Source organism: Staphylococcus edaphicus, assembly GCF_002614725.1.
Classification (GTDB): Bacteria; Bacillota; Bacilli; order Staphylococcales; family Staphylococcaceae; genus Staphylococcus; species Staphylococcus edaphicus.
Map to the genome: position 1 here is coordinate 147,886 of NZ_MRZN01000002.1, position 25,943 is coordinate 173,828.

23 protein-coding genes are annotated in these 25,943 nt (G+C 33.9%); 21 read left to right on the forward strand and 2 right to left on the reverse strand.

The features are described 5' to 3' along the window. The first annotated feature begins 1 nt into the window (after window position 1). The gene (priA, locus tag BTJ66_RS02265; protein WP_099089371.1) at window positions 2-2,410 is read left to right on the forward strand and encodes a primosomal protein N'; all 2,409 of its coding nucleotides are present in this window, start codon (window positions 2-4) and stop codon (window positions 2,408-2,410) included. Window positions 2,411-2,821: 411 nt separating this feature from the next. Here priA and BTJ66_RS02270 read toward each other — a convergent pair whose 3' ends face one another. After that, complete coding sequence (locus BTJ66_RS02270; RefSeq protein ID WP_099089372.1) at window positions 2,822-3,142, reverse strand: hypothetical protein; 321 nt, start codon at window positions 3,140-3,142, stop codon at window positions 2,822-2,824. A 1,072-nt stretch (window positions 3,143-4,214) separates the two neighbouring features. On the opposite strand from BTJ66_RS02270, the gene BTJ66_RS02275 reads away from it, so the two are divergent. From BTJ66_RS02275 to BTJ66_RS02325, 11 genes are all read left to right on the forward strand, one after another. Then, on the forward strand, window positions 4,215-4,517 hold the full coding sequence (locus BTJ66_RS02275) for a hypothetical protein (protein ID WP_153043312.1): 303 nt from the start codon (window positions 4,215-4,217) through the stop codon (window positions 4,515-4,517). A gap of 586 nt (window positions 4,518-5,103) precedes the next feature. After that, complete coding sequence (locus BTJ66_RS02280; RefSeq protein ID WP_099089428.1) at window positions 5,104-5,793, forward strand: GNAT family N-acetyltransferase; 690 nt, start codon at window positions 5,104-5,106, stop codon at window positions 5,791-5,793. Between the two features lie 290 nt (window positions 5,794-6,083). Continuing rightward, window positions 6,084-6,572: a peptide deformylase gene (locus tag BTJ66_RS02285; RefSeq protein ID WP_099089374.1), complete on the forward strand. Its 489-nt coding sequence runs from the start codon at window positions 6,084-6,086 to the stop codon at window positions 6,570-6,572. Further along, window positions 6,565-7,497: a methionyl-tRNA formyltransferase gene (gene fmt, locus BTJ66_RS02290; protein WP_099089429.1), complete on the forward strand. Its 933-nt coding sequence runs from the start codon at window positions 6,565-6,567 to the stop codon at window positions 7,495-7,497. The genes BTJ66_RS02285 and fmt overlap by 8 nt, the downstream gene beginning before the upstream one ends. A 2-nt stretch (window positions 7,498-7,499) precedes the next feature. Then, window positions 7,500-8,807 carry a 16S rRNA (cytosine(967)-C(5))-methyltransferase RsmB gene (rsmB, locus tag BTJ66_RS02295; protein ID WP_238597576.1) on the forward strand — a complete coding sequence of 436 codons (1,308 nt, stop codon included), beginning with the start codon at window positions 7,500-7,502 and terminating at the stop codon, window positions 8,805-8,807. A 3-nt stretch (window positions 8,808-8,810) separates the two neighbouring features. Next, window positions 8,811-9,905, forward strand: a complete 1,095-nt coding sequence (rlmN, locus tag BTJ66_RS02300) for a dual-specificity RNA methyltransferase RlmN (protein ID WP_099089376.1) — start codon at window positions 8,811-8,813, stop codon at window positions 9,903-9,905. Window positions 9,906-9,909: 4 nt separating this feature from the next. Then, window positions 9,910-10,653 (forward strand): Stp1/IreP family PP2C-type Ser/Thr phosphatase, encoded by a 744-nt coding sequence (locus BTJ66_RS02305; protein ID WP_099089377.1) that lies wholly within the window; start codon window positions 9,910-9,912, stop codon window positions 10,651-10,653. Further along, the gene (gene pknB, locus BTJ66_RS02310) at window positions 10,650-12,710 is read left to right on the forward strand and encodes a Stk1 family PASTA domain-containing Ser/Thr kinase (protein ID WP_099089378.1); all 2,061 of its coding nucleotides are present in this window, start codon (window positions 10,650-10,652) and stop codon (window positions 12,708-12,710) included. The genes BTJ66_RS02305 and pknB overlap by 4 nt, the downstream gene beginning before the upstream one ends. 460 nt (window positions 12,711-13,170) lie before the next feature. After that, the gene (gene rsgA, locus BTJ66_RS02315; RefSeq protein WP_099089379.1) at window positions 13,171-14,046 is read left to right on the forward strand and encodes a ribosome small subunit-dependent GTPase A; all 876 of its coding nucleotides are present in this window, start codon (window positions 13,171-13,173) and stop codon (window positions 14,044-14,046) included. After that, complete coding sequence (rpe, locus tag BTJ66_RS02320; protein ID WP_099089380.1) at window positions 14,047-14,691, forward strand: ribulose-phosphate 3-epimerase; 645 nt, start codon at window positions 14,047-14,049, stop codon at window positions 14,689-14,691. A 5-nt stretch (window positions 14,692-14,696) separates the two neighbouring features. Further along, window positions 14,697-15,332, forward strand: a complete 636-nt coding sequence (locus BTJ66_RS02325) for a thiamine diphosphokinase (protein ID WP_099089381.1) — start codon at window positions 14,697-14,699, stop codon at window positions 15,330-15,332. 103 nt (window positions 15,333-15,435) lie between these two features. On the opposite strand, the gene rpmB is transcribed toward BTJ66_RS02325, so the two are convergent. Then, on the reverse strand, window positions 15,436-15,624 hold the full coding sequence (gene rpmB / locus BTJ66_RS02330; protein WP_002483503.1) for a 50S ribosomal protein L28: 189 nt from the start codon (window positions 15,622-15,624) through the stop codon (window positions 15,436-15,438). A gap of 252 nt (window positions 15,625-15,876) precedes the next feature. Here rpmB and BTJ66_RS02335 point away from each other — a divergent pair, with 252 nt between their 5' ends. The 9 genes from BTJ66_RS02335 to fabG all read left to right on the forward strand — a co-directional run bounded on the left by BTJ66_RS02335 (window position 15,877) and on the right by fabG (window position 25,759). After that, a complete protein-coding gene (locus tag BTJ66_RS02335; protein ID WP_099089382.1) occupies window positions 15,877-16,248 on the forward strand; it encodes an Asp23/Gls24 family envelope stress response protein in 372 nt (123 codons plus the stop codon). Between the two features lie 14 nt (window positions 16,249-16,262). Next, on the forward strand, window positions 16,263-17,921 hold the full coding sequence (gene fakA, locus BTJ66_RS02340; RefSeq protein ID WP_099089383.1) for a fatty acid kinase catalytic subunit FakA: 1,659 nt from the start codon (window positions 16,263-16,265) through the stop codon (window positions 17,919-17,921). Window positions 17,922-18,267: 346 nt separating this feature from the next. Then, window positions 18,268-18,933 carry an L-serine ammonia-lyase, iron-sulfur-dependent subunit beta gene (sdaAB, locus tag BTJ66_RS02345; protein WP_099089384.1) on the forward strand — a complete coding sequence of 222 codons (666 nt, stop codon included), beginning with the start codon at window positions 18,268-18,270 and terminating at the stop codon, window positions 18,931-18,933. A 12-nt stretch (window positions 18,934-18,945) separates the two neighbouring features. Then, the gene (sdaAA, locus tag BTJ66_RS02350) at window positions 18,946-19,815 is read left to right on the forward strand and encodes an L-serine ammonia-lyase, iron-sulfur-dependent, subunit alpha (protein ID WP_099089385.1); all 870 of its coding nucleotides are present in this window, start codon (window positions 18,946-18,948) and stop codon (window positions 19,813-19,815) included. Between the two features lie 2 nt (window positions 19,816-19,817). Continuing rightward, window positions 19,818-21,863, forward strand: coding sequence for an ATP-dependent DNA helicase RecG (recG, locus tag BTJ66_RS02355; RefSeq protein WP_099089386.1), 2,046 nt, complete (start codon window positions 19,818-19,820; stop codon window positions 21,861-21,863). Window positions 21,864-22,564: 701 nt separating this feature from the next. Beyond that, window positions 22,565-23,134: a transcription factor FapR gene (fapR, locus tag BTJ66_RS02360; protein ID WP_099089387.1), complete on the forward strand. Its 570-nt coding sequence runs from the start codon at window positions 22,565-22,567 to the stop codon at window positions 23,132-23,134. Beyond that, window positions 23,127-24,113 carry a phosphate acyltransferase PlsX gene (gene plsX / locus BTJ66_RS02365; RefSeq protein ID WP_099089388.1) on the forward strand — a complete coding sequence of 329 codons (987 nt, stop codon included), beginning with the start codon at window positions 23,127-23,129 and terminating at the stop codon, window positions 24,111-24,113. The genes fapR and plsX overlap by 8 nt, the downstream gene beginning before the upstream one ends. Further along, entirely contained in the window at window positions 24,106-25,032 is a 927-nt protein-coding gene (gene fabD / locus BTJ66_RS02370) for an ACP S-malonyltransferase (RefSeq protein ID WP_099089389.1), read from the forward strand. The genes plsX and fabD overlap by 8 nt, the downstream gene beginning before the upstream one ends. Then, window positions 25,025-25,759 carry a 3-oxoacyl-[acyl-carrier-protein] reductase gene (gene fabG, locus BTJ66_RS02375; RefSeq protein WP_099089390.1) on the forward strand — a complete coding sequence of 245 codons (735 nt, stop codon included), beginning with the start codon at window positions 25,025-25,027 and terminating at the stop codon, window positions 25,757-25,759. Before fabD ends, fabG begins: the two co-directional genes overlap by 8 nt. Window positions 25,760-25,943 lie beyond the last annotated feature (184 nt).

The following is a 25,943-nucleotide window of genomic DNA, read 5'->3' on the forward strand; positions in this document are numbered from 1 at the left end:
AATGATAGCAAAAGTGATTGTTGATATACCTTCTAAGAGTGTTGATTTTACATTTGATTATATAATTCCTAAAAGGTTACAATCAATGATTCAAATAGGTATGCGTGTCATTGTACCCTTTGGCCCAAGGACGATTCAAGGTTATGTTATGAAGATCACCCATCAACCTGAGGCTAATATTGATATAAAAAAACTAAAAGAGATTAAGGAAATTCAAGATATAAAACCAGAATTGACTGAAGAATTAATTCAATTAACAGAATGGTATAATAATTACTTTGTTACAAAGCGTATTTCGATGTTAGAAGTGATGCTACCAAGTGCAATTAAAGCAAAGTATACAAAGGTGTTTTCAATTGAAGATAAGGATGCAATACCTGAAAACTTAATCCATAAATTTGATAAAGAAGGTCACTATGCATATAAAGAAGCACAGCATAATGATGATTTATCACAAATTGTTCCATTATTAAAACAAGGCACCGTATCTGAAGTGACATTACTCTCACAAAATGTGAAGAAAAAAAAGCAGCGAGCCATACGTATTGTCGAAAATTTCAACTATGACAGTGTGTTAGGTTCAATAGAAAAATCTCAAAAGCAATACGAATTATATGCCTATTTACTGGATGAACAACATCATACAGTGTTACTCAAAGATCTAGAAGCAATGGGCTATTCAAAATCTAGCGTAGATACATTGGTACGCAAAGGATTTATTGAAAAATATGATGCTGTGGTTGAGCGTGATCCGTTTGAGACCAGAGTCTTTGAACAAGATACCAAACAGCAACTGACTGTTGACCAAAAACGTGCATTTGAGGCTATATCAGAAAAGGTTAACGCACATGAACAACGTACCTATTTATTACATGGCGTGACAGGATCAGGAAAAACGGAAGTATATCTACAAACCATTGAAGAAGTACTCAACTTAGATAGACAAGCAATGATGCTAGTTCCTGAGATTGCGTTAACGCCACAAATGGTATTAAGATTTAAACGCAGATTTGGAGACGAAGTTGCTGTGTTGCATTCGGGATTATCAAAAGGTGAGCGCTACGATGAATGGCAAAAAATTCGAGACGGTAAAGCACGCGTAAGTGTAGGTGCAAGATCAAGTGTTTTTGCACCTTTTAAAAATTTAGGGATGATTATAATTGATGAAGAACATGAATCTTCTTATAAGCAAGAGGACTATCCTAGATATCATGCAAGAGATATCGCACAGTGGCGCAGTCAATACCATAATTGTCCACTGATCCTAGGCAGTGCAACACCTAGTTTAGAGTCGTTTGCACGAGCTGAAAAGGGTGTATACGAGTTATTGTCATTGCCTAATAGAGTCAATCAACAAGCTATGCCTGAAGTAGAAATTGTTGATATGAGGGAAGAATTGACTTCGGGAAATCGTTCAATGTTCTCCAATCAACTGCGAGATGCAATACAGCAACGTCTAGACCATCGCGAACAAATCGTACTCTTTTTAAATCGACGTGGTTATGCATCGTTTATGTTGTGTAGAGATTGCGGTCATGTTCCACAATGCCCCAACTGTGATATATCATTGACTTATCACAAATCGACAGATCAATTGAAATGTCATTATTGTGGGCATCAAGAAACACCACCTAATCAGTGTCCAAATTGCGAAAGTGAACATATTAGACAAATGGGCACTGGCACACAGCGAGTAGAAGAGTTGTTACAAGAAGCATTTCAAGAAGCAAAGATTATTCGCATGGATGTAGACACCACATCTAGAAAAGGTGCACATGAAAAATTATTAGATGATTTTAGTGAAGGCAAAGGGGATATCTTATTAGGTACACAAATGATTGCTAAAGGATTGGACTTTCCGAATATTACACTGGTTGGTGTTTTGAATGCAGATACTATGTTGAACTTACCAGATTTTAGGGCAAGTGAGCGGACGTATCAACTTTTGACACAAGTTTCAGGCAGGGCTGGCCGCCATGAAAAAGAAGGGCAGGTAATCATACAAACATATAATCCGGATCATTACGCGATTAAAGATGTACAAGACAATGATTATACTGCCTTTTTCCAAAAAGAAATGAACTATAGGAAAATTGGAAAGTACCCACCTTATTTCTTTTTAATAAATTTCACAATATCACACAAAGAAATGAAAAAAGTAATGGAAGCATCTAAACATATTCATAAGATATTACTTCAACATCTAACTGACAAGGCGCTCGTACTAGGACCATCTCCTGCCGCTTTATCAAGGATAAATAATGAATATCGCTTTCAAATTCTAGTGAAATATAAACGAGAGCCTGCATTACACGAAGCGTTAAAATATTTAGATGATTTTTATCATGATCAATATTTAAAAGAAAAATTATCCTTGAAAATTGATGTCAACCCTCAAATAATGATGTAAAACGTTTTACTAATAGGGTTTGGTCTAATTTAATAACCTAACATAAAGTAGGATGGATACAAGTTTAATAAATCTGTTATACGATGTTGCACAAGCGCAGTATCTTCTATATTTATCAGTTTGCCACATACAAATATAGAGTTACTTGCGCTATTTTTGTAAAAAATAAATCTGGTTGAACCTCTATTTAGAGATATTCAACCAGATTTATTTTAACAATGATGTTAGGTAGCTGTTTGTTCAATTTATTTAAACCAGCAATATAGAATTATGTCGTTTTTTTCTGAATAGAAGATGGCTTAATATTGTCTTTTATAGCATTATTTATCAGTCTTTCAAGATAAACCGCCATGAAGCATACAGCCAATAGGAATCAATGATTCATTTAGTGTTGTACTGAAAATAGAGTGGTTACACATTAAAAAGGTAAATGATTAACAAGATAGCGTTTATAAATCCTGTGAAAAAAGGACCGTAAGTCTTGAATTTATTTTTATCGATTAAACCTACAATGCCATCTAAAATTTGAACAAATACCATTATTATAGCCATAACAATTAAGAGTGTTTGATTATGTAACATTAAAATAGAAATTGAAAGCAGACTTATAGCTATACTTCTTGATAATGCATAATAGGATATAATTGATTTAGTCAGCCACGCATATTGTGTCGTATAGAAAAGGCTTACTAAAGCACTAATGATGGTGAAAAAAGATAATATTAAATACATGTTTATTCCTCCATAAATGAACAATAGCATTGTTTAGCCGTTGTATTATTCGATAAATTAAGTCTTCGGCCGCGCTAGTTATTGTCTGATTGAAGTTTACTAGTTGCCAACATGTTGTGGTTCTTTATGGCAACTTACTTTTATTTACTTGTTAATAATTCACTTTATGAGGTATCCAAAAATGAACAATTATTTAACTTTAAAATTAGTAGCGTATGAGGTACTTATTTGCTCTACTACATATTCTATCATTAATGAGTATACACTTTAATGATAGTTTCTAATAGCATAGACTGTGGAATACTTTCATGTAACTTTTGAAAAAGGTAAGGCGCTTTAGTTGTGTAACCGAATCAAAACTTTACCAGTGTGCTCGTTTAGATTAAGCGTTTAACCCAATGGTGTTTAAGACTTTGAATCAGAACAGGACAATCGGTAGTGTAATAGATAAACATATTGTGTGAATTGAGTTACTCACTAGCAAATGTATATGTTCGATAAATTATAACAAGCTATGGATTTACCATTATGTTACAAGATGTAAGAGATAATGAGAATGAAATGAAAAAGATTAGTAACTATTACTGCTATTATATTTCACATATAATGTAAAGTTTTTGTAAATAATATTGCACAATTAAATGATGGAATGTATTATAAATTTATGAAGTTCCTCCAGAGCTTCATCCTTTATGAGCCATCCACTAGGGTGGCTTTTTTTAATATGCAAATGAAACAGGGCAATATAAGGACAATTGGATTGAGCAATAAATGTTTTTATATTTAGAAAGTCGCGTTAAAAAATTGGCTACTATTCTCAAAGCAAGTTCTATTTTGGAGAATAAAAGACAAGTAGCGTTTTGGTTTGTACGTATATCATTTACTAGACTGCACAATTTAAAAGCATTAGGTACCTCATTTTTTTATTTCAATATAGGTAACGGCATGCTTATTTTTTAATCATTGTTTAGCAATGAAAATAGTTCAAATAAATGGGGCATATTTTAGGTAGAATATTATAATGATTGATTTTCAAAATTTACTTAGGGCGCGTTTAATATAAACAAAGAAAGTGTCAAAGATTGTGTTAACTTGCGGACTCGTATTCAGTACAGCAATTGATTCACATCAACCACAAACCCAAGCAGCAGAAAACCCTTATTATAATTATAGTGGACGCATTTCAGCAGATAGTGAATTCATTTTGGATTATAAATCTGTTTCAAAAGATGATTTGTTGAAAGTATATGGTCCGCCTGCAGTGACACATAAACCTGCAAGAAATTTGTATGAACGCCATTATAATGGTAGTTTAGTTCAGTTTTATGTGAATGATGGTTTTGTATCCAACGTACAGATTATCAGTTATAAATAAAAGTTAAACGAATTGGAAATTAATGAGTAAGTATCAAAATAGCTTAAAACCGTATCTGAATTGATGCGGTTTTTTAATTTATATATTACGAGCGAAGTTTCTGTTAGAAGCACAAATAGTTATCTTTGAGTAACAAATTCAGTGAAACTAAAATATTTAACCTACATTAGTTAGGGATATACTTGAAACTTATCAAAATAAGTATAATGTAATTTTGCATTTGATATTAATTGCAGTTATATTTAAGAGTAACAAGTACGACTTAAATGATTCGTGATACATTTTGATCTTTTATAAGTATGGAAAAGCAACTGACCAAATATGAAACGAGATTGTTATTTTTTATTTAAAGTGCATGTTTGCTTGCGAGTTAAATTGAAAATTGTGAAACAATTGACTCAAGTATTTATGATTTATCAATTAGTATCACATCACGCTTTGACATAACATTAAATATAGCAATGGTTAAGCGGATAGAACAGCAATTATTAACGAGAAACAATGCAAAGTCTCAAATTAGCTGAATTTTTAATATGTCTACAGTAGATTTACTTTAAATATTGAACTTAACAAGGGGGCAATCATGTTGGAATATAACGAATTTAATCAACCCATTGGCGAATCGGTTATTGCATTTAAACAGCGTAGTTTACCTAAAGTGAGAGCATTAGAAGGACAATATTGTAGATTAGAAAAATTAGACTACTGTCACCAGAAAGATTTATTTAATTATTTTTGCGATAAAGCAGATGCACCTAACTGGACATACTTGCCAGATGAGCAGCCTCAAAATTTTCAATCATTTATGTCATATATTGAGGAGAAAATAAATTCAACAGACCCATATTTCTTTGCCATTATAGATAAAGAAACATCTGAAGCAGTGGGTATATTAGCGTTACTGAGAATAGATTCTGACAATGCTTCAATTGAAGTTGGACATGTACATTACGCCAATGTTTTAAAACATACACGTATTGCTACGGAAGTTCAATTTGTACTAGCAAAATATGTCTTTGAAACATTAGGTTATAGAAGATATGAATGGAAATGTGATGCGCTTAATGAACCATCAATCAAAGCGGCCAAAAGGTTAGGATTTAAGTTTGAGGGCATTTTCAGAAATCATAAAGTTTATAAAAATCGCAACCGTGATACCTATTGGTTAGCCATGATTGACAAAGACTGGTATATAAATAAACTTGAATTTGAAAATTGGCTGGAAGCACGTAATTTTGATGAAGCTGGTAATCAAGTTCGCCCTTTAAAGATTTGAGTTAATTTGCAATAAGCAACTTTATAACCATAAAGAATACAAGAGTTTGAATTATATCAATATAATACAGAAGACAATAAATGAAAGTGCAGTGATTGATATCAAGCTGATTTAAACATTAGCATGTATTTATTGCTGCATTTTTAATACTTCAATAAGATATGTCACATGATGAATCATCATAACGTTACATTTAACGTGGTTTCAATAAAGTATTCCTTAATGAATGATGCAATTTATATTAAAATAAGTTATAATTATATGATGAATTTTTGTGAGGAGAAATCGATATGACAATCAAGCAACTTGTAACAAGCAAACATCCCATTCTTCATAAATCAACACCGGATGTTACTATATTTGATGAAAATCTAGAACAATTATTGTTAGATTTAGAAGATACAATGTATGATGTTGAAGCATCTGCGATATGTGCACCTCAGATAGGTATTGCGCAAAAAGTAGCGATTATCGATATGGAAATAGATGGTTTATTACAATTAATTAATCCTCAAATAATAAGTGAATCTGATACAAAAGTCACGGATTTAGAAGGCTCTATCAGTTTGCCTAACGTGTATGGTGAAGTGACAAGAAGTAAAATGATTATTGTTAAGAGTAATGATAGAAAAGGCAATGAAGTTGAAATGACGGCGTATGATGATATCGCAAGAATGATATTACATATGATTGATCATTTTGAAGGGAAATTATTTACCGAGCGTGTAGAAAGAATTTTAGATGAAACAGAAATGGAGGCGTATTTTGACAATGAGTAAAATCATCTTTATGGGGACACCAGATTTTTCAACGAAAGTGCTAGAAATGTTGATTGCTGAACATGATGTTATTGCAGTTGTTACCCAGCCAGATAGACCAGTGGGTAGAAAACGTAAATTAACACCACCACCGGTTAAAGAAGTTGCGGTTAAACATGGTCTGCCAGTTTATCAACCGGAAAAATTATCACAATCAGAAGAATTAGAACAACTTATTGACTTAGATGCAGATTTGATTGTAACTGCAGCTTTTGGACAATTATTGCCTGAATCCTTATTGAATGCACCTAAATTAGGCGCAATTAATGTCCATGCTTCATTACTACCCAAGTATAGAGGCGGTGCACCAATTCACCAAGCTATTATAGACGGCCAAACAGAAACTGGCATTTCTATTATGTATATGGTTAAACAACTTGACGCAGGCGATATCATTGCGCAAAGTTCAATTGAAATAACATCTCAAGACGATGTTGGCACCATGCACGATAAATTAAGCTTTTTAGGAGCAGATTTACTAAAAGCAACATTACCGTCAATCATTAATGGTACGAATCAACGAATCGCACAAAATGATAGTGAAGCGACATTTGCCTCTAATATAAGTAGAGCCCAGGAAAGAATCGATTGGTCACAATCAGCCGAGACCATTTACAATCATATAAGAGGTCTATCACCTTGGCCGGTAGCATACACAGTAATGGATGAGGAGAATATGAAACTGTATGCATCCAACATCGAAAAAGATAAGTCAGGTGACCCAGGTACAATTATTGAAACAACAAAAAAAGCAATCATTGTAGCAACGGGTTCCAATGATGCAATTGCATTGACAGATATTCAAGTTGCAGGAAAAAAACGTATGTTGACTGCAAACTACTTAAGTGGCGTTCAAACATCACTTGTTGGGAAGGTATTAACATGACAATAGAAACAAATGTGAGAGCATTAGCATTTGAAACCATTCAAGATATTATAAATGATAAAGCATATAGCAATATCATTATAAATGAAGTGTTATCAAATTCCGAATTAAATCGGGCAGACAAAGGGTTATTTACAGAATTGGTATATGGCACTTTGAAAAGAAAATATACGTTGGATTACTTACTTAAACCTTTCGTTCAAACAAAATTAAAGGGCTGGGTAAGACAGTTACTTTGGATGAGTATCTATCAATATGTTTATTTAGATAAAATACCTGAACACGCCATTATAAATGAAGCGGTTGAAATAGCTAAATATAAAGGTGGTCCCCATAATGGTAATGTTGTGAACGGCATTCTAAGAAATGTTATGCGCAGCGATATGCCAGATTTTACTGAAATAACAGACGATAAAAAACGTATTGCCATTGAATACAGCCTGCCAAAATGGTTGGTTGATCATTGGACAACACATTTTGGAATTGAAAAAACAGAGATGATTGCACAATCATTTTTAGATAAAGTATCTACAACGGTTCGTGTTAATTTAACTAGAATTTCTATAGATGATGCTATCAGAAGACTTACAGATGATGATTATATTGTTGAACAAGATAGAGACATTGAAAGCTGTTTGCATATTAGTGGTAAACCAATCATTGAATCACGTATGTTTAAAGATGGATTGGTGTCAATTCAAGATAAGAGTTCGATGTTTGTTGGTGAACTTATGGCATTAGATCAGGATGATCAAGTATTAGATGCTTGTAGCGCACCTGGAGGTAAAGCGTGTCATATTGCTGAAATATTGAATGGTACAGGACATGTGGATGCGACTGATATCCATGAACATAAAATAGATTTAATAGACTTTAACATTAGAAAATTACGTTTATCTAACATTTCGGCATATGAACACGATGCAACCGAAAAATATGATAAGGTGTATGATAAGATTCTAGTAGATGCACCATGTAGTGGGTTAGGTGTGTTGAGACACAAACCTGAAATTAAGTACGAACAATCACAACATGCTATCGAATCATTAGTTGAAATTCAATTAGAAATTTTAAATAATGTGAAACATAGTGTGAAGCCTGGTGGAACGATTGTTTATTCAACGTGTACAATTGAACAAATGGAAAATGAAAATGTTGTGTACACATTTTTAAAAGAAAATAAAGATTTTGAATTTGATACATTTGAACACCCAATAACTGGAGAAAAAGTAAAAACGATGCAAGTATTACCTCAAGATTTCAACTCTGATGGCTTTTTCATAACTAGGATAAGAAGAAAGGAAAATTAAAATATGATAACTGCAGAAAAGAAGAAAAAAAATAAGTTTCTTCCCAATTTTGAAAAGCAATCTATTTATTCACTAAGATATGATGAGATGCAGGACTGGTTGGTAGAACATGGTCAGCAAAAATTCAGAGCAAAACAAATTTTTGAGTGGCTTTATGAAAAACGCATCGATGACATTGAAGATATGACAAATTTATCTAAAGAATTAAGGGAAGTATTAAAAGCTCATTTCACAATGACAACAATGACTACAGTAGTTAAACAAGAAAGTAAAGATGGAACGATTAAGTTTTTATTTGAATTGCAAGATGGTTATACAATTGAAACTGTACTTATGAGACATGAATATGGTAATTCTGTATGTGTAACGACGCAAGTAGGTTGTCGTATCGGGTGTACGTTTTGCGCTTCTACATTGGGTGGTCTAAAACGTAACTTAGAAGCTGGTGAAATTGTTTCACAAGTATTAACTGTTCAAAAAGCATTAGATGAAACCGAGGAACGTGTATCACAAATTGTTATCATGGGCATTGGTGAACCATTTGAAAATTATGATGAAATGATGGATTTCTTGAAAATTGTTAATGATGATAATGGATTAAATATTGGTGCACGCCATATCACTGTATCAACTTCAGGTATTATTCCAAGAATTTATGACTTTGCCGATGAAGATATTCAAATTAATTTTGCAGTGAGCTTACATGGTGCGAATGATGAAATTCGTTCACGTCTTATGCCCATCAACAGAGCGTACAACGTTGAAAAATTAATGGAAGCTATTCACTATTATCAAGAAAAAACCAATAGACGTATTACTTTCGAGTATGGCTTGTTCGGTGGGGTCAATGACCAAATTGAGCATGCTAGAGAATTGGCACATTTAATACAAAAATTGAATTGCCATGTTAACTTAATACCTGTAAATCACGTACCAGAAAGAAATTATGTAAAAACACCTAAAGAAGACATCTTTAAATTTGAAAAGGAATTAAAACGTTTAGGGATAAATGCAACTATAAGACGTGAACAAGGTGCAGATATTGATGCAGCTTGTGGTCAATTAAGAGCTAAGGAACGAAAAGTAGAAACGAGGTAGGGACATGCTAAAAGCACAATTTTTTACTGACACGGGACAATATCGTGATAAAAATGAAGATGCAGGTGGCGTATTTTATAATCGTACAGAGCAACAATTATTAGTACTCTGTGATGGTATGGGTGGACACCTAGCAGGCGAAGTAGCAAGCCAATTTGTAACGGATGAGCTTCAACGTCTTTTTGAAGATGAAAATCTTATAGAAGCAGAACAGGCTGAAGATTGGTTGAGCACAACTTTGAAAGCTATTAATCGGAAATTATATGAAATGTCAGTAGAAAACCCAGAATATCAAGGCATGGGTACCACTTGTGTCTGTGCTTTAGTATTTGATAACTATATTGTTGTTGCAAATATCGGAGATTCACGAGCTTATTTAGTGAATAGTCGAGATATTGAACAAATTACAAATGATCATTCGTTTGTTAATCACCTTGTGATGATCGGACAAATTACAACTGAACAAGCATTTACCCATCCACAACGAAATATTATCACGAAAGTAATGGGGACGGATAAATTAGTGACACCAGATATATTTGTGAAAAAAACAAATTTCTACGACTATTTAATGCTAAATTCTGATGGTTTAACAGATTTTGTACGAAATCATCAGATTCAAGAGACACTGATGCAAGATAAGGAACTAGAAATACAGGGTCAAGCCTTGATTGAACTTGCATTGTCTGAAGATACAAATGACAATGTGAGTATCGTATTGGCTGAGATTGAAGGTGATAAAGTATGATAGACAAAATAATAAGTGAACGCTACAAGGTAATTAAAAAACTTGGCGGTGGCGGAATGAGTACTGTCTATCTTGCTGAAGACACAATTCTCAATCGCAATGTAGCTATCAAAGCAATAAGGATTCCTGCAAGTGAAAAGGACGAAACGATTAAAAGGTTTGAAAGAGAAGTACATAATTTAACACAACTATCGCATAGTAATATTGTGAATGTGTTTGATGTTACGGAAGATGATGAGTATTTCTATTTAGTGATGGAATATATAGAAGGCCCCACTTTATCGGAATACATCCAAGAACATCATCCCATTGATACAACCACAGCTCTGAATTTTACTAATCAAATCATTGAGGGTATTAAACATGCACATGATACTAAAATAGTACATCGTGATATTAAACCGCAAAATATTTTAGTAGATAAGCATCAAACATTAAAAATCTTAGATTTTGGCATTGCGAAAGCTTTGAGTGAAACAACGATGACTCAAACGAATCATGTATTAGGTACTGTACAATACTTATCTCCTGAGCAAGCGCGTGGTGAGTCAACAGATAATGGTACCGATATCTATTCAATTGGTGTTGTTTTGTATGAAATGCTTATTGGTAAACCACCGTTTTCTGGAGAAACAGCTGTAAGTATTGCGATTAAGCATATTCAAGATCCTATGCCTAACATTACTGATGAGCGATCAGAAGTACCTCAAGCCTTAAGTAATGTTGTACTTAAGGCAACTGAAAAAGATAAGACGGTGCGTTACCAATCAGTTAGAGATATGCAAAGTGATTTAGACGGTGTGTTGTCAGAGAATCGTGCAAATGAGTCTAGATATCAATCTATAGAGGCGAATACAAAGACGATACCTATAAATAAATCAGATATTGCCAACCAGACAAAGGATGAAGATAGAGGGAAAAGCATAAAGGAAACAATGCAAATTCCAATTGTCAACCAACAACAATTTCAATCTAGTGAAGAACATATTTATGCCGTACCACAAAAAAAACGTACGAAAAAAAAGAAGTTTTTCTATGCTGTGATTATCGCTTTATTACTTTTTGGGTTATTTGGTTTTATGGCAATGGGTATGTTTGGAAATAAATATTTAGAAACGCCAGACTTAACAGGTAAAACTGAAAAAGAAGCCGAACATATTTTAAAAGATCATAAATTACAAATGGGCGATATTTCTCGAGAATATAGTGATAAATATCCAGAAAATAAAATTATAAAAACGGCTCCTGAGAAAGGAGATCGTTTAGAACAACAAAGTAAAGTAGATATTGTATTATCTAAAGGACCTAAATTAGCAGAAATGCCTAATTTATATGGTTTACCTAAATCTGAAGCTTTAAATAAATTGAAAGATTTAGGAATTGAAGATTCAAAAGTAAAACAAGCATATACAAAACAAAATATCGCTAAAGGTTTAATTGAATCACAAAACATATCACCTGGGGACAAAGTGAAAGTGAATAATAGTAATATTGAACTTACTGAATCTCTAGGAACGAAACAAGTTTATGTAAACAACTATGAAAACAAAGCATTTAAAACAGCAAAATCAGAGTTAGAAGCAAAAGGCTTTAAGGTGGTTGTCACTGAAGAAACTGAGGACAAGAAAGTCAAAAAAGATAATGTTATCAGTCAATCACCTAAGGGTGAAGAAGTAGACGAAGGTTCAACAATTGAGTTTACAGTTTCAAAAGGTGCTCCAAAATCTGAAGATGAGAAAGATTCTGAGGATAAAGATGATGATAAATCCAAAGAAGATGAGGCAGCAACTAAAAATTATACAGAAACTTATGACGTTCAATATACCGGTAAAGATGATGATAGCCAAGAAGTGAAAGTATTTGTGAGAGATAAAGATGATGATGGTACATCACCTTCACAAACTTTTAAAATCAAAGATAACAAAACAGTTAAGATACCTATGACCATCGAAAAAGGGAAAACAGCAGGATATACGATTCGTGTTGATGATAAAGTTGTTGCTGACAAAGACATACCTTATGATTTATGCGACACTCAGCGAACAAAGAGAGCATAGTGTCGCTTATGCAAGAGCGAAAGCTCTGGCGAACCTTAAGACACTCAGCGAACAAAGAGAGCATAGTGTCGCTTATGCAAGAGCGAAAGCTCTGGCGAACCTTAAGACACTCAGCGAACAAAGAAGGCATAGTGTCGCTTATGCAAGAGCAAAAGCTCTGGCGAACCTTAAGACACTCAGCGAACAAAGAGAGCATTGTTTTAAATACAAAATAAACACCGATTCAGTCGAATATCGATTGGGTCGGTGTTTTTAATATTTTGTAATGATGATTAAAGTTACTGAGATGTATTTGTCTATTGGAAAATAGGTGTGGTTAATAGATCTATTATAAAGGTATAAATTTCATTTCAGGCAGTAATTATTGAAAATTTAGTTGAAATCGTTTCAAATCATATTTAAATTAAAAAGGCTTTGCTATAATATAAAGGGTAAAAGTAATTAAAAGAGAGGTGCCTAAGTGAAAACAGGACGCATCATAAAATCAATCAGTGGCGTTTATCGTGTAGATGTAGATGGTGAAATGTATGATACAAAACCACGAGGTCTTTTTAGAAAAAATAAATTTTCACCTATTGTTGGTGATGTAGTTGATTTTGAAGTTGAAAATGTTACAGAAGGCTATATACAACATGTTCATGAACGAAAAAATGAAATAAAGCGGCCACCTGTTAGTAATGTTGACCATCTTGTTCTAGTGATGAGTGCAGTCGAACCAGATTTTTCTACTCAGTTATTAGATAGATTTTTAGTGATTGCACATTCTTATCATATGCGTCCGCGCATTCTTGTGACAAAAAGAGATTTGGCTTCACCAGAAATCCAACAAAATATTGTCGAGTTACTTGAAGTTTATGACAACATGGGATATAAAACGCAATTTATTAGTATAAATGAAGATATTGAACATGTATTTTCTAGTTGGGGAGATGGACTCGCTGTGTTAAGTGGCCAATCAGGTGTAGGTAAATCTACGTTGTTAAATAAATATTTCCCAAACTTAGATATTGAAACGCAGCATATTTCAAAAGCATTAAATCGTGGTCGGCATACGACGCGTCATGTTGAGCTTTTTGAAAGATCCACGGGATTTATTGCGGATACACCTGGATTTAGTGCATTGGATTTTGATCACATTCAAAAAGATGAAATTAAAAATTACTTTATGGAAATTAATGAATATGGAGAAAGTTGTAAATTTAGAGATTGCAACCATATAAATGAACCTCAATGTAATGTGAAAGCTGAATTAGAAAAAGGGAATATAGCATCGTTTAGATATCATCATTATTTACAATTAGTTAAAGAGATTTCAAAGCGAAAGGAAAGATATTAAGTGACTAAATTATATCCATCATTATTATCAGCAGATTTTTTGAATTTACAACAAGAGTTAAATGCTTTGGAAGAAGCAGGTGTCGATGGTGTTCATTTTGATGTCATGGATGGTCAATTTGTACCTAATATTTCTATTGGATTACCAATATTGGATTCAGTGCGCAAAGGTACAGACTTACCTATTGATGTACATCTTATGATAGAAGAACCAGAAAAATATGTTGAATTATTCGCAGAACATGGCGCTGATATGATTTCAGTACATGTTGAAGCAACACCTCATATTCATAGAGTGGTAGAACAAATTAAGAATAAAAATGTGAAGGCCGGTGTTGTTATTAACCCTGGTACGCCAGTACATGCAATTTGCCCAATTTTAAATATGGTGGATTATGTACTGGTAATGACTGTAAATCCTGGTTTTGGTGGCCAAACTTTCATCGATGGTTGTGTAGAGAAATTAGATCAATTGTCTGAAATCAAAAAAGTTCACGGATTGAATTTCGATATCGAGGTAGACGGAGGCATAAATGATACTACAGTTGAATCTGTTGTCAGTCATGGGGCTACAATGCTTGTTGCAGGGTCATACTTTTTTAAACATGAGGATTATAAAACGGTTACTAACATATTGAAAGGTTGACGTAAATGAAAGCCAATTTATTATGTGGGGATAGGAATTTGCCTAAAAACATATTAGTGAAACATGAACATGAACACTGGATTGGAATTGATAGAGGGACACTGATTTTATTAGAATGTGGAATTACACCTCAATTTGCAGTAGGGGACTTTGATTCTATCTCTGATGCTGAAAAAAATTTTATCCAACAGCAAATAGAAATCAATCCTTACGAATCTGAAAAAGATGATACAGATTTAGCATTGGGTATTGAACAAGCTGTAAAAAGTGGTTATCAAAATATTGATATTTATGGTGCAACAGGTGGTAGATTAGATCATTTTATGGGTGCATTACAAATTTTGGAAAAACCAGAATACACTCAGATGAATATTAAGATAAAGATTATTGATGCTACCAATGAAATTCAGTTTTTACAAAAAGGTGAGTTTAATGTGGACTTTGATGATCATTTTCCATACATTTCATTTATTCCAGTCGTTTATCCAACTGTCATTTCGTTATACGATTTTAAATATAATCTGAAAGATGAGACGCTTAAACTAGGATCGACACTCACAATTTCTAATGAATTGTGTCAAAGTTCTGGCATTGTAGATATAAAAGCAGGCAGTGTGTTGATGATTCGAAGTAAGGATTGAATTGGAAATCCTAATATAGCTTGTACACCATGGTAGAAAATGATATAAATAAAAAAGCCTAATCCTCCACATAAGGATTAGGCTTTTTCGTGCATTATATTTATTAAACTCTAGTTACTTTACCAGATTTTAAAGCACGTGCAGAAACCCAAACTTTTTTAGGTTTTCCGTCTACAAGAATTCTAACTTTTTGAAGGTTAGCATTCCATCTTCTTTTAGAAGAATTTAAAGCGTGAGAACGATTGTTTCCAGTTGAAGCTTTTCGACCTGTTACGAAACATTGTTTGCCCATGAAAGTACCTCCTTTAATAAATATAAATACACGTATCTACTACATACTTGAATAATTTACCACAAATTAGAATAGATAGCAATATAACTAGAAAAAATTCTCATTTAGTAAGAGTAATCCTTTCGTTAAAATTAAATTATGGTATAATTGTAAACTGTGGATAAATATAGTATTTTTTTAATAAGTCAATGAAAGATAAATTGTTTTATTATTGATGGTTAGATATAACTATAAACTTAGGAGGCCCATTTTATGACATTAGAAATCACAAATGATTATGGTAGTATAGACATTTCAAACGAAGTAATATCTTCAGTTGTGGGTAGCAAAGCAGTAGAATGTTATGGAATTGTAGGTATGGCTTCTAGACAGCAAGTTAGAGATGGTATTGCAGAAATATTAGGACATGAAAATTACTCCAAAGGAATTATTGTACGAGAAGATAATGGAGTCATTGATGTAGATATGTACATTATTGTAAGCTTTGGAACAAAGATATCTGAAGTAGCAAGCAATGTACAATCAACAGTAAAATATACATTAGAACAAACATTAAAAGTAAAAGTAAATTCAATAAATATATTTGTACAAGGTGTGCGCGTTAATAATAGCACGAAGAACTAGGAGGACATTACGCAATGGTAAGCAAAATAGATGGTAAATTATTCGCCGAGATGATTATACAAGGGGCTCAAAATTTATCAAATCATGCAGACTTAGTTGATTCATTGAATGTTTACCCAGTACCAGATGGTGATACTGGGACAAATATGAATTTGACAATGACATCAGGTAGAGAAGCCGTAGAAGACAATTTATCTCAACATATTGGTGAATTAGGCAAGACATTTTCTAAAGGGTTATTGATGGGGGCTAGAGGTAATTCTGGTGTCATTTTATCGCAATTATTTAGAGGTTTCAGCAAAAACTTAGAAGAATTTGAAACAATCAACGCGAATCAATTTGCTGAAAGTTTTAAAGCAGGTGTAGATACTGCATATAAAGCAATCATGAAACCTGTTGAAGGTACAATTTTAACAGTAGCGAGAGATGCAGCTGATGCAGCTATGCATAAAGCAGAAGAAACTGAGGACTGTATCGCATTAATGACGTATATTCTAGAGAAAGCAGAGGTTTCACTTGAGAATACACCTAATTTATTGCCAGTATTAAAAGAAGTAGGTGTTGTTGATAGTGGTGGGAAAGGTTTAGCAGTTGTTTATGATGGATTTTTAAAAGCCTTAAAAGGTGAAACTGTATCTGCTGAGGCTCCAAAACTCAATAAAGATTCTTTAGTTAATGAAGCACATGATTTTCATGGCGTCATCAATACTGAAGATATCGTTTACGGCTATTGTACTGAAATGATGGTTCGTTTTGGCAAAAATAAAAAAGCCTTCGATGAACAAAATTTTAGAGAAGATATGAGTCAGTTTGGTGATTCATTACTAGTCATAAATGATGAGGAAATTGTTAAAGTACACGTGCATACAGAACAACCAGGAGATGTATTTAATTACGGACAACAATATGGTGAGTTAATTAAGTTGAAAGTCGAGAATATGCGTGAGCAACATCGTGAAGTCGTTAAAAAGGAACACAACGGTGGACAAGCAGCGCACGTTGAAAAAACACAAACGGTCGATACTGCAGTGATTGCAATTTCCATGGGTGATGGCATCTCAGAGTTATTTAAATCAATGGGGGCAACACATATGATTAGTGGTGGACAAACAATGAATCCATCAACTGAAGATATTGTTAAAATTATTGAGCAATCACAATGTAAACGAGCAATTATCTTACCTAATAACAAAAATATTTTAATGGCTAGTGAGCAGGCAGCTGAAATTGTAGATGCTGATGCTATAGTCATTCCAACCAAGTCCATACCTCAAGGCATTGCTGCGTTATTTAATTATGATGAATCAGACTCACTTGAATCGAATAAAGCACGCATGGTTGAATCTTTAGAAGCAGTTCGTTCAGGTGCTGTAACATATGCGGTTAGAGATACTAAAATTGATGGTGTTGAAATCAAAAAAGATGCCTTTATGGCATTAGTTGAAGATAAAATAGTTAAAAGTAATGACAATCAATTTGAAACAGTTAAAGGTTTAATTGAAGAAATGATTGATGAAGATAGTGAGATTATTACCATGATTGTTGGTGCTGATGCTGATGAAACGATTACTTCTGACATTGAAGACTGGATGGAGGCACATTATCCTGATGTCGAATTAGATCAACATGATGGCCAGCAACCAGTATATCAATATTTATTCTCCGTGGAATAGTATGATCGGTGTGGTTTAAGCTATCATGTATAGTGAATTGAGCATTTCTGACATTACTTTAAATAGAGTCATTGTTAACTTATACATTGTTAATGTTATTGATGGGAGTGAGAGCAAATCAAATTTTAAAAATTTGATTTGTTACTTGCTCCTATATTTTTTGTTTTAGAATGATTTAGTTAATAGCATACACTTCAAATTGTGAACAATTTGATTTTGCATTTAATAAGGACAATGCAACCAGTTTTGGTTTATTATGTTTGTTGAACTTGTTATAATAAGTAAGATGTTTAAGAATGTAAGCGCAACACTTTAGAAACATTAAAAATAAGAGTGGGGTATAATTATGAAATATAAAACAGTCTTTGATATAATTGGTCCTACAATGGTAGGTCCGTCATCTTCTCATACTGCAGGCGCAGTGAGAATTGGTTTAGTAGCAAGAGACTTATTTAATCAATTGCCAAAACAAGTAGATATTTATCTGTATGGTTCATTTATGGAGACGTATAAAGGACATGGTACAGATGTTGCATTAGTGGGTGGTTTATTAGGTTATGATACTGATGATGATCGCATACAAACAAGTTTAGAAGCAGCGGAAGAAGCAGACATGAAAGTCAATTTTATTGAAATGGCAGAAGAAAGATCTCATCCTAATACAGCAATTATCAATATGCGGGATGGCGATAAAGAAATATCAGTTGAAGGCGTCTCAATTGGTGGCGGTAAAATTGAAGTTGTAGCAATCAATGGATTTAATATTGCTATAAGTGGTAATTACCCGGCGCTACTTGTATTCCACAAAGATACCTTTGGTACCATCGGTCGTGTTGCCAATATCTTAGGAGATTCAAGTATTAATGTGGGGAGTATGCAAGTATCTAGAAAAGAAAAAGGCGACCAAGCATTAATGACTTGTGAATTAGACGATGCTGTAAATGATGAAATTATAGAGGAAATAAAAAATGTCGATGGTGTAGTGACGGTTTCACTCATGGGAGACGCCTAATGGAGGTATTGCATGTTTAAAAGTGTGAAAGAATTAATAGAAATGTGTGAAGCACAAGATAAAAAAATCCATGAAATTATGCTTGAACAAGAAATGGAAGTGACGGGATTATCTGAAGCAGACGTTTACGCACATATGGATAAAAATTTACAAACAATGGAAAATGCTTTAGACGAAGGTTTAGCAGGTGTCACATCTACAACTGGATTGACTGGTGGAGACGCTGTGTTAATCAAAGAATATTTGAAAACGGGTAAATCATTAGCAGGACCTACATTGTTGGATGCGGTTAGCAAGGCTGTCGCAACAAACGAAGTAAACGCTGCCATGGGTAAAATTTGTGCGACACCTACTGCAGGTTCTGCAGGCGTTGTACCTGGTGTATTATTTGGTCTTAAACCGCGTTTAGAACCTTCGCGTAAAGATATGCTTAATTTCTTATTAACTTCAGGTGCATTTGGGTTTGTAGTTGCGAATAATGCATCTATTTCTGGTGCAGCAGGTGGTTGTCAAGCGGAAGTAGGTTCAGCAGCAGCAATGGCTGCAGGTGCAACAGTAGAACTTGCAGGCGGTACACCACAACAATCAGCTGAAGCTTTTGCAATTTGTTTGAAAAATATGCTAGGTTTAGTATGTGATCCAGTAGCTGGTTTAGTAGAGGTACCATGTGTTAAAAGAAATGCTGCAGGTGCATCTAATGCAATAGTATCTGCGGATATGGCTTTAGCAGGTGTCACTTCAAGAATTCCAACTGATGAAGTAATTGAAGCAATGTATAAAATTGGACAAACAATGCCATCCGCTTTACGTGAAACAGGTCGTGGAGGTTTAGCAGGTACACCTACGGGTCAGCGCTTAAAACAAGAAATATTTGGTGATTAATCATGTCAAAAGTCAATTTAATTGAAAGTCCGTTTCCGTTATCTCAAATCAAGGGTTTGGGTCCGAAACGGCTAGCAGTTTTAAATGAATTAAATATTCATACGGTTGAAGATTTAATTTTATATTTGCCAACACGTTACGAAGATAATACTGTAATTGACTTAAATGAAGCTGAAGATCAAGCGATAGTGACAGTGGTGGGTGAAGTATATTCAACGCCTACTGTCGCTTTTTTTGGTCGTAATAAATCGAAATTAACCGTGCATATCATGGTTAATCATATTGCAGTGAAATGTACTTTTTTTAATCAGCCTTACTTAAAGAAGAAGATAGAATTACATGGCAGCGTAACTGTTAAAGGGAAATGGAATAAAGCTAAGCAAGAAATAAATGGTAATAGAATGTTTTTCAACCAACAAACAGAGGAAGGTTCACAATTTGAGCCTGTATATCGTATTAAAGAAGGCATTAAGCAGAAGCCTTTGAGAGATATGATAAGACAAGTGTTTGATCAGGTAACAATACATGAATGGCTCTCTGCAGAATTAAGAAAGAAATATAAACTTGAAACATTAGAAGATACACTTAAAGCATTGCATTTTGCTACAGATAAGTCTTCCTTACTTAAAGCTCGTAGAACATACGCTTTTACTGAATTATTTATGTTTGAAATAAGGATGCAATGGCTGAATCGACTTGAAAAAACGTCGGATGAAGCAATCGAAGTAGACTATGACATTCATTTAGTTAAGCATTTTATAGATAGTTTACCTTTTGAATTGACTGATGCACAGAAACATAGTGTAAACGAGATATTCAGGGATTTGAAAGCGCCTGTTCGCATGCATCGCTTATTACAGGGGGATGTTGGTTCAGGTAAGACGGTTGTTGCAGCGATTTGTATGTATGCCTTAAAAACGGCTGGCTATCAGTCAGCATTAATGGTTCCAACAGAAATATTAGCTGAACAACATGCTGAAAGTTTGGTTGATTTATTTGGAGACAGAATGAATGTTGCTTTATTGACAGGTTCAGTTAAAGGTAAAAAACGAAAGCTATTATTAGAACAGCTTAATAACAATGAAATTGATTGCATTATCGGAACACATGCTTTAATTCAAGATGATGTTAGATTTAATAATGTGGGACTTGTGATTACTGATGAGCAACATCGTTTTGGAGTTAATCAGAGACAATTATTAAGAGAAAAAGGTGCCATGACCAATGTTTTATTTATGACAGCTACTCCAATACCTAGAACATTAGCAATTTCCGTATTCGGAGAAATGGACGTTTCTTCTATTAAACAACTACCCAAAGGTAGAAAACCCATCATCACATCGTGGTCTAAGCATGAAGCTTATGAAAGTGTATTAAACCAAATGACTTCAGAACTTAAAAAGGGTAGACAAGCTTATGTCATTTGTCCTTTGATTGAAAGTTCAGAACATCTTGAAGATGTACAAAATGTAGTTGAATTGTATGAATCATTGCAGTTATATTACGGTACAGAAAAAGTTGGGCTACTTCATGGTAAGTTACATTCGGACGAAAAAGATGAAGTTATGCAGCGTTTCAGTAACCATGAAATTGACATTTTAGTTTCAACAACAGTAGTTGAAGTTGGAGTGAACGTACCTAATGCAACGTTTATGATGATTTATGATGCAGATCGCTTTGGTTTATCTACGCTACATCAATTACGTGGACGTGTTGGCAGAAGTGAACAACAAAGCTATTGTGTATTAATTGCTTCACCAAAAACTGAAACAGGCATTGAGCGTATGAATATTATGACGCAAACTACGGATGGATTTGAACTAAGTGAACGTGATTTAGAAATGAGGGGACCAGGTGATTTCTTTGGCGTGAAACAGAGCGGGTTACCTGATTTCTTAGTTGCAAATGTAGTAGAAGATTATAAAATGTTAGAAGTCGCTAGAGATGAAGCAGCTGAGTTAATACAATCTGGTGTGTTCTTTGAATCACAATATCATACGTTGAGAACTTTTATTGAAGAAAATTTATTATATATGAGTTTTGATTAAAAATAACCGGTTTATTTGTCACTTTAGACAATGAACTCAATAAATTGAGAAGTGGTTTTAGAGGATTACCAGAGCTGAGACAAGACATTTGTCTCAGTTTTTTAATGTACGTCAGATTCAGTCCAACCTTGCTAAATGCATTTGTTTTTCGTTTGTATCATCGTTAAAAGCGTGGCTATTTTTGTTATAGACATAATAGCATATGGAAAATGATTGCTTGTGTATTTGAACTTTGCACTCATTCTATAATAAGTAGCATCTAAATTATCTTGTTGTTATCATTCATTCCATACTGATTAATGACGAAATCTGAGTGATTTTAGTCTTTTGAATATTTAAGTAATAATATGCTACTATTTTCGTCTTAATTCTTGTTGTATTAGTCAAAGAATTGGTTATGCAATGCAGTAAGAGAAAAAATGAGTTACATGACGTGTCGTAATGAGTTGTCACATATAAGTCAAAAAAGGGTTGAGCTGTTCGTTATAGCACAAATCGTTATAGGTTGGTTGATACGTTATAAAACACTGCATTTGAAAACTTTAAATATTATGTAAAAATTATCATTAAATTGGGTAAAGTTAAAAAAGCTTTAATTTACCTACAGTACATGTTTTTTGTTGAGCAAATGAAATAGAAAGTGTTATGATATGTTAGGAATGTTTAAGACTTGGTACTAAAAATGTGGGAGTTTGAATGCGATGAAATTAAAAAAACAAGAACGACGCGACGAAATAAAAAGAGAAATAGAGAAAAATCCTTTTATTACTGACTTAGATTTAAGTGTAATGTTCTCGGTGAGTATTCAAACAATTAGGCTTGACCGTACACATTTAAATATTCCGGAACTAAGAACACGTATCAAAACTGTAGCGAAGAAAAATTATGAAAGCATTCGTTCTATAGAAGGCAGTGAAATAATAGGGGATGTGATTAATGTCCATCCTGATCAAACTGCCACTTCAATTATAAAAATTGAAGAAGATTCGGTGTTTACAAGAAATAAAATTGCTAGGGGCCATGTATTATTTGCCCAAGCAAATTCCCTATGTGTGGCACTTATACATAAACCAGTTGTTTTAACGAAAGAAAGTAATGTAACATTTATGAAAACAGTTAAATTAAATGAAACGGTACGTGCTAATGCGCAAACCATTGAAATTACAGATAAATTTTATACGATAAAAGTACATTCATACGTTAAAGATATGCTCGTTTTTATGGGAACTTTTAAAATGTATTATACAAGTGAGGATGAACAAAATGGTTAAATTAGCGATTGATATGATGGGTGGAGACGATGCACCTGGAATCGTTTTGGAAGCTGTTGAAAAAGCGGTTAATGATTATAATGATCTTGAAATAATTTTATTTGGAGATTCATCTCAATGTACACTAGAACATGAACGTGTAGAAATACGTCATTGTACTGAATCAATTGCGATGGATGATGAACCAGTGAGAGCAATTAGACGAAAAAAAGATAGCTCTATGGCTCGTATGGCTGAAGCGGTTAAGCGCGGTGAGGCGGATGGATGTGTTTCCGCAGGTAATACTGGCGCACTGATGTCAGCTGGACTATTTATTGTTGGTCGAATTAAAGGTGTGGAACGACCAGCGTTGGTTGTCACATTACCAACTGTTTCTGGCAAAGGTTTTGTATTTATGGATGTTGGAGCCAATGCGGATGCCAAAGCAGAGCATTTGTTACAATACGCTCAATTAGGAAATATTTATGCTCAAAAAATTAGAGGTATCGCTGAGCCATCTGTAAGTTTATTAAATATTGGCACAGAAGCAGCAAAGGGTAATAATCTAACTAAGAAAGCTTATAGTTTAATGGATGAGCAACATGATTTTAAATTTACAGGTAATGTTGAAGCAAAAGGATTAATGAATGATGTTGCCGACGTCGTAGTCACTGATGGCTATACAGGTAATATGATTCTTAAAAATCTAGAAGGTGTTGCAAAAGCGATGGGTAAAATGTTTAAATCTACGCTCTTAAGCAGCTTAAAAAATAAAATGGCGGCATTAATTTTACGCAAAGATTTGAACGGTTTAATGACAAAAATGGATTACGCAGAATACGGCGGTTCTGTATTGTTGGGATTAAACGGTACTGTAGTTAAGGCACATGGCAGTTCTAGTGCAAAAGCATTTTATTCAGCAATTCGTCAGGCAAAAATTGCTGGTGAACAAGAAATTGTGAAAACAATGAAAGAAACGGTGGGAACAGAAAATGAGTAAAACAGCGATTATCTTTCCAGGTCAAGGTTCTCAAAAAGTTGGCATGGCGAGTGATTTATATAAACATGAAAAAGAAGCAACAGCGATTTTAAATCAAGCTCAAAATGCTGTAGACTTTGATATTTTAGAAACAATGTTTACTGATAAAGAAGAAAAGTTAGGTCAGACAGAAAATACACAACCAGCATTGTTGACACATAGTTCCGCATTATTAAATGCACTTAATGAATTAAATGCCGATTACACTATGGGACATAGCTTAGGCGAATATGTGAGTTTAGTAGCGAGTGGTGTGTTGAAATTTGAAGATGCAGTAAAAATTGTGAGAAAACGTGGTCAGCTGATGGCTGAAGCCTTCCCAGATGGTGTAGGTAGTATGGCTGCTGTGCTTGGATTAGACTATGATGCAGTTGATACAATTTGTAAACAACTTTCAACAGAAGATGCAATGATTGAACCGGCAAATATAAATGCGCCTGGTCAAATTGTAGTATCAGGTCATAAGACGGTGATTGATCGATTAGTTGAAGAAGGAAAATCATTAGGGGCAAAACGTGTTATGCCACTAGCTGTTTCGGGTCCTTTCCATTCATCTATGATGCAAGTTATCAAAGATGATTTTGCTAACTATATAGAGCAGTTTGAGTGGTCTGATGCTAAATTCCCTGTTGTTCAGAATGTTCATGCACAAGGTGAAACAGATGCAGGTGTAATAAAAAATCATATGATAGAGCAATTATACTCGCCAGTACAATTTATTAGTTCGACAGAGTGGCTAATAGAACAAGGTGTAGATCATTTTATCGAAATTGGTCCAGGTAAAGTCCTTTCTGGATTAATTAGAAAAATTAATAAAGATGTAAAAGTTACCTCAATTCAAACATTAGAAGATGTGAAAGGTTGGAATGAAAATGACTAAAAGTGCGTTAGTGACTGGGGCTTCAAGAGGTATTGGACGCAGTATTGCGCTTCAATTAGCTGAAGAGGGTTACCAAGTTGCAGTGAACTATGCAGGAAATAAAGAAAAAGCTGATGCAGTTGTAGAAGAAATCAAGGCCAAAGGTGTTGAGGCATTTGCTATTCAAGCTAATGTTGCAAATGGTGATGAAGTCAAAGCAATGATTAAAGAAGTCGTTAGCCAGTTCGGTTCTATTGACGTTCTTGTGAATAATGCAGGTATTACACGCGATAACTTATTGATGAGAATGAAAGAACATGAATGGGATGATGTTATAGATACAAACTTAAAAGGCGTATTTAACTGTATTCAAAAAGTAACCCCTCAAATGTTGAGACAAAAAGGTGGGGCAATTATCAATTTATCAAGTGTCGTTGGTGCTGTTGGTAATCCAGGTCAAGCTAACTATGTCGCTACGAAAGCTGGTGTTATTGGCCTGACTAAATCAGCAGCTAGAGAATTGGCTTCTAGAAATATTACAGTGAACGCAGTTGCACCTGGCTTTATTGTTTCTGATATGACAGATGCTTTGAGCGAAGAACTTAAAGCACAAATGTTAGAGCAAATTCCATTAGCTAGATTTGGTGAAGATTCTGACATTGCCAATACTGTAACGTTCTTAGCTTCAGAAAAAGCAAAATATATTACGGGACAAACGATTCATGTCAATGGTGGCATGTATATGTAATTTAAAATAGAACAGCAATGGTACTATGTAGTTTTGAAATAGATGTAGTATTATAGTTCTGAAGAAAATGATATAGTGGTTCATTAGTAAATGGAAATGAGTCAAATTAATTGTTAATTTACTTATATTAAATGTATTTCTAATGACTTCAATTGAAATACTACTTGTATTTCAATTGATAAAA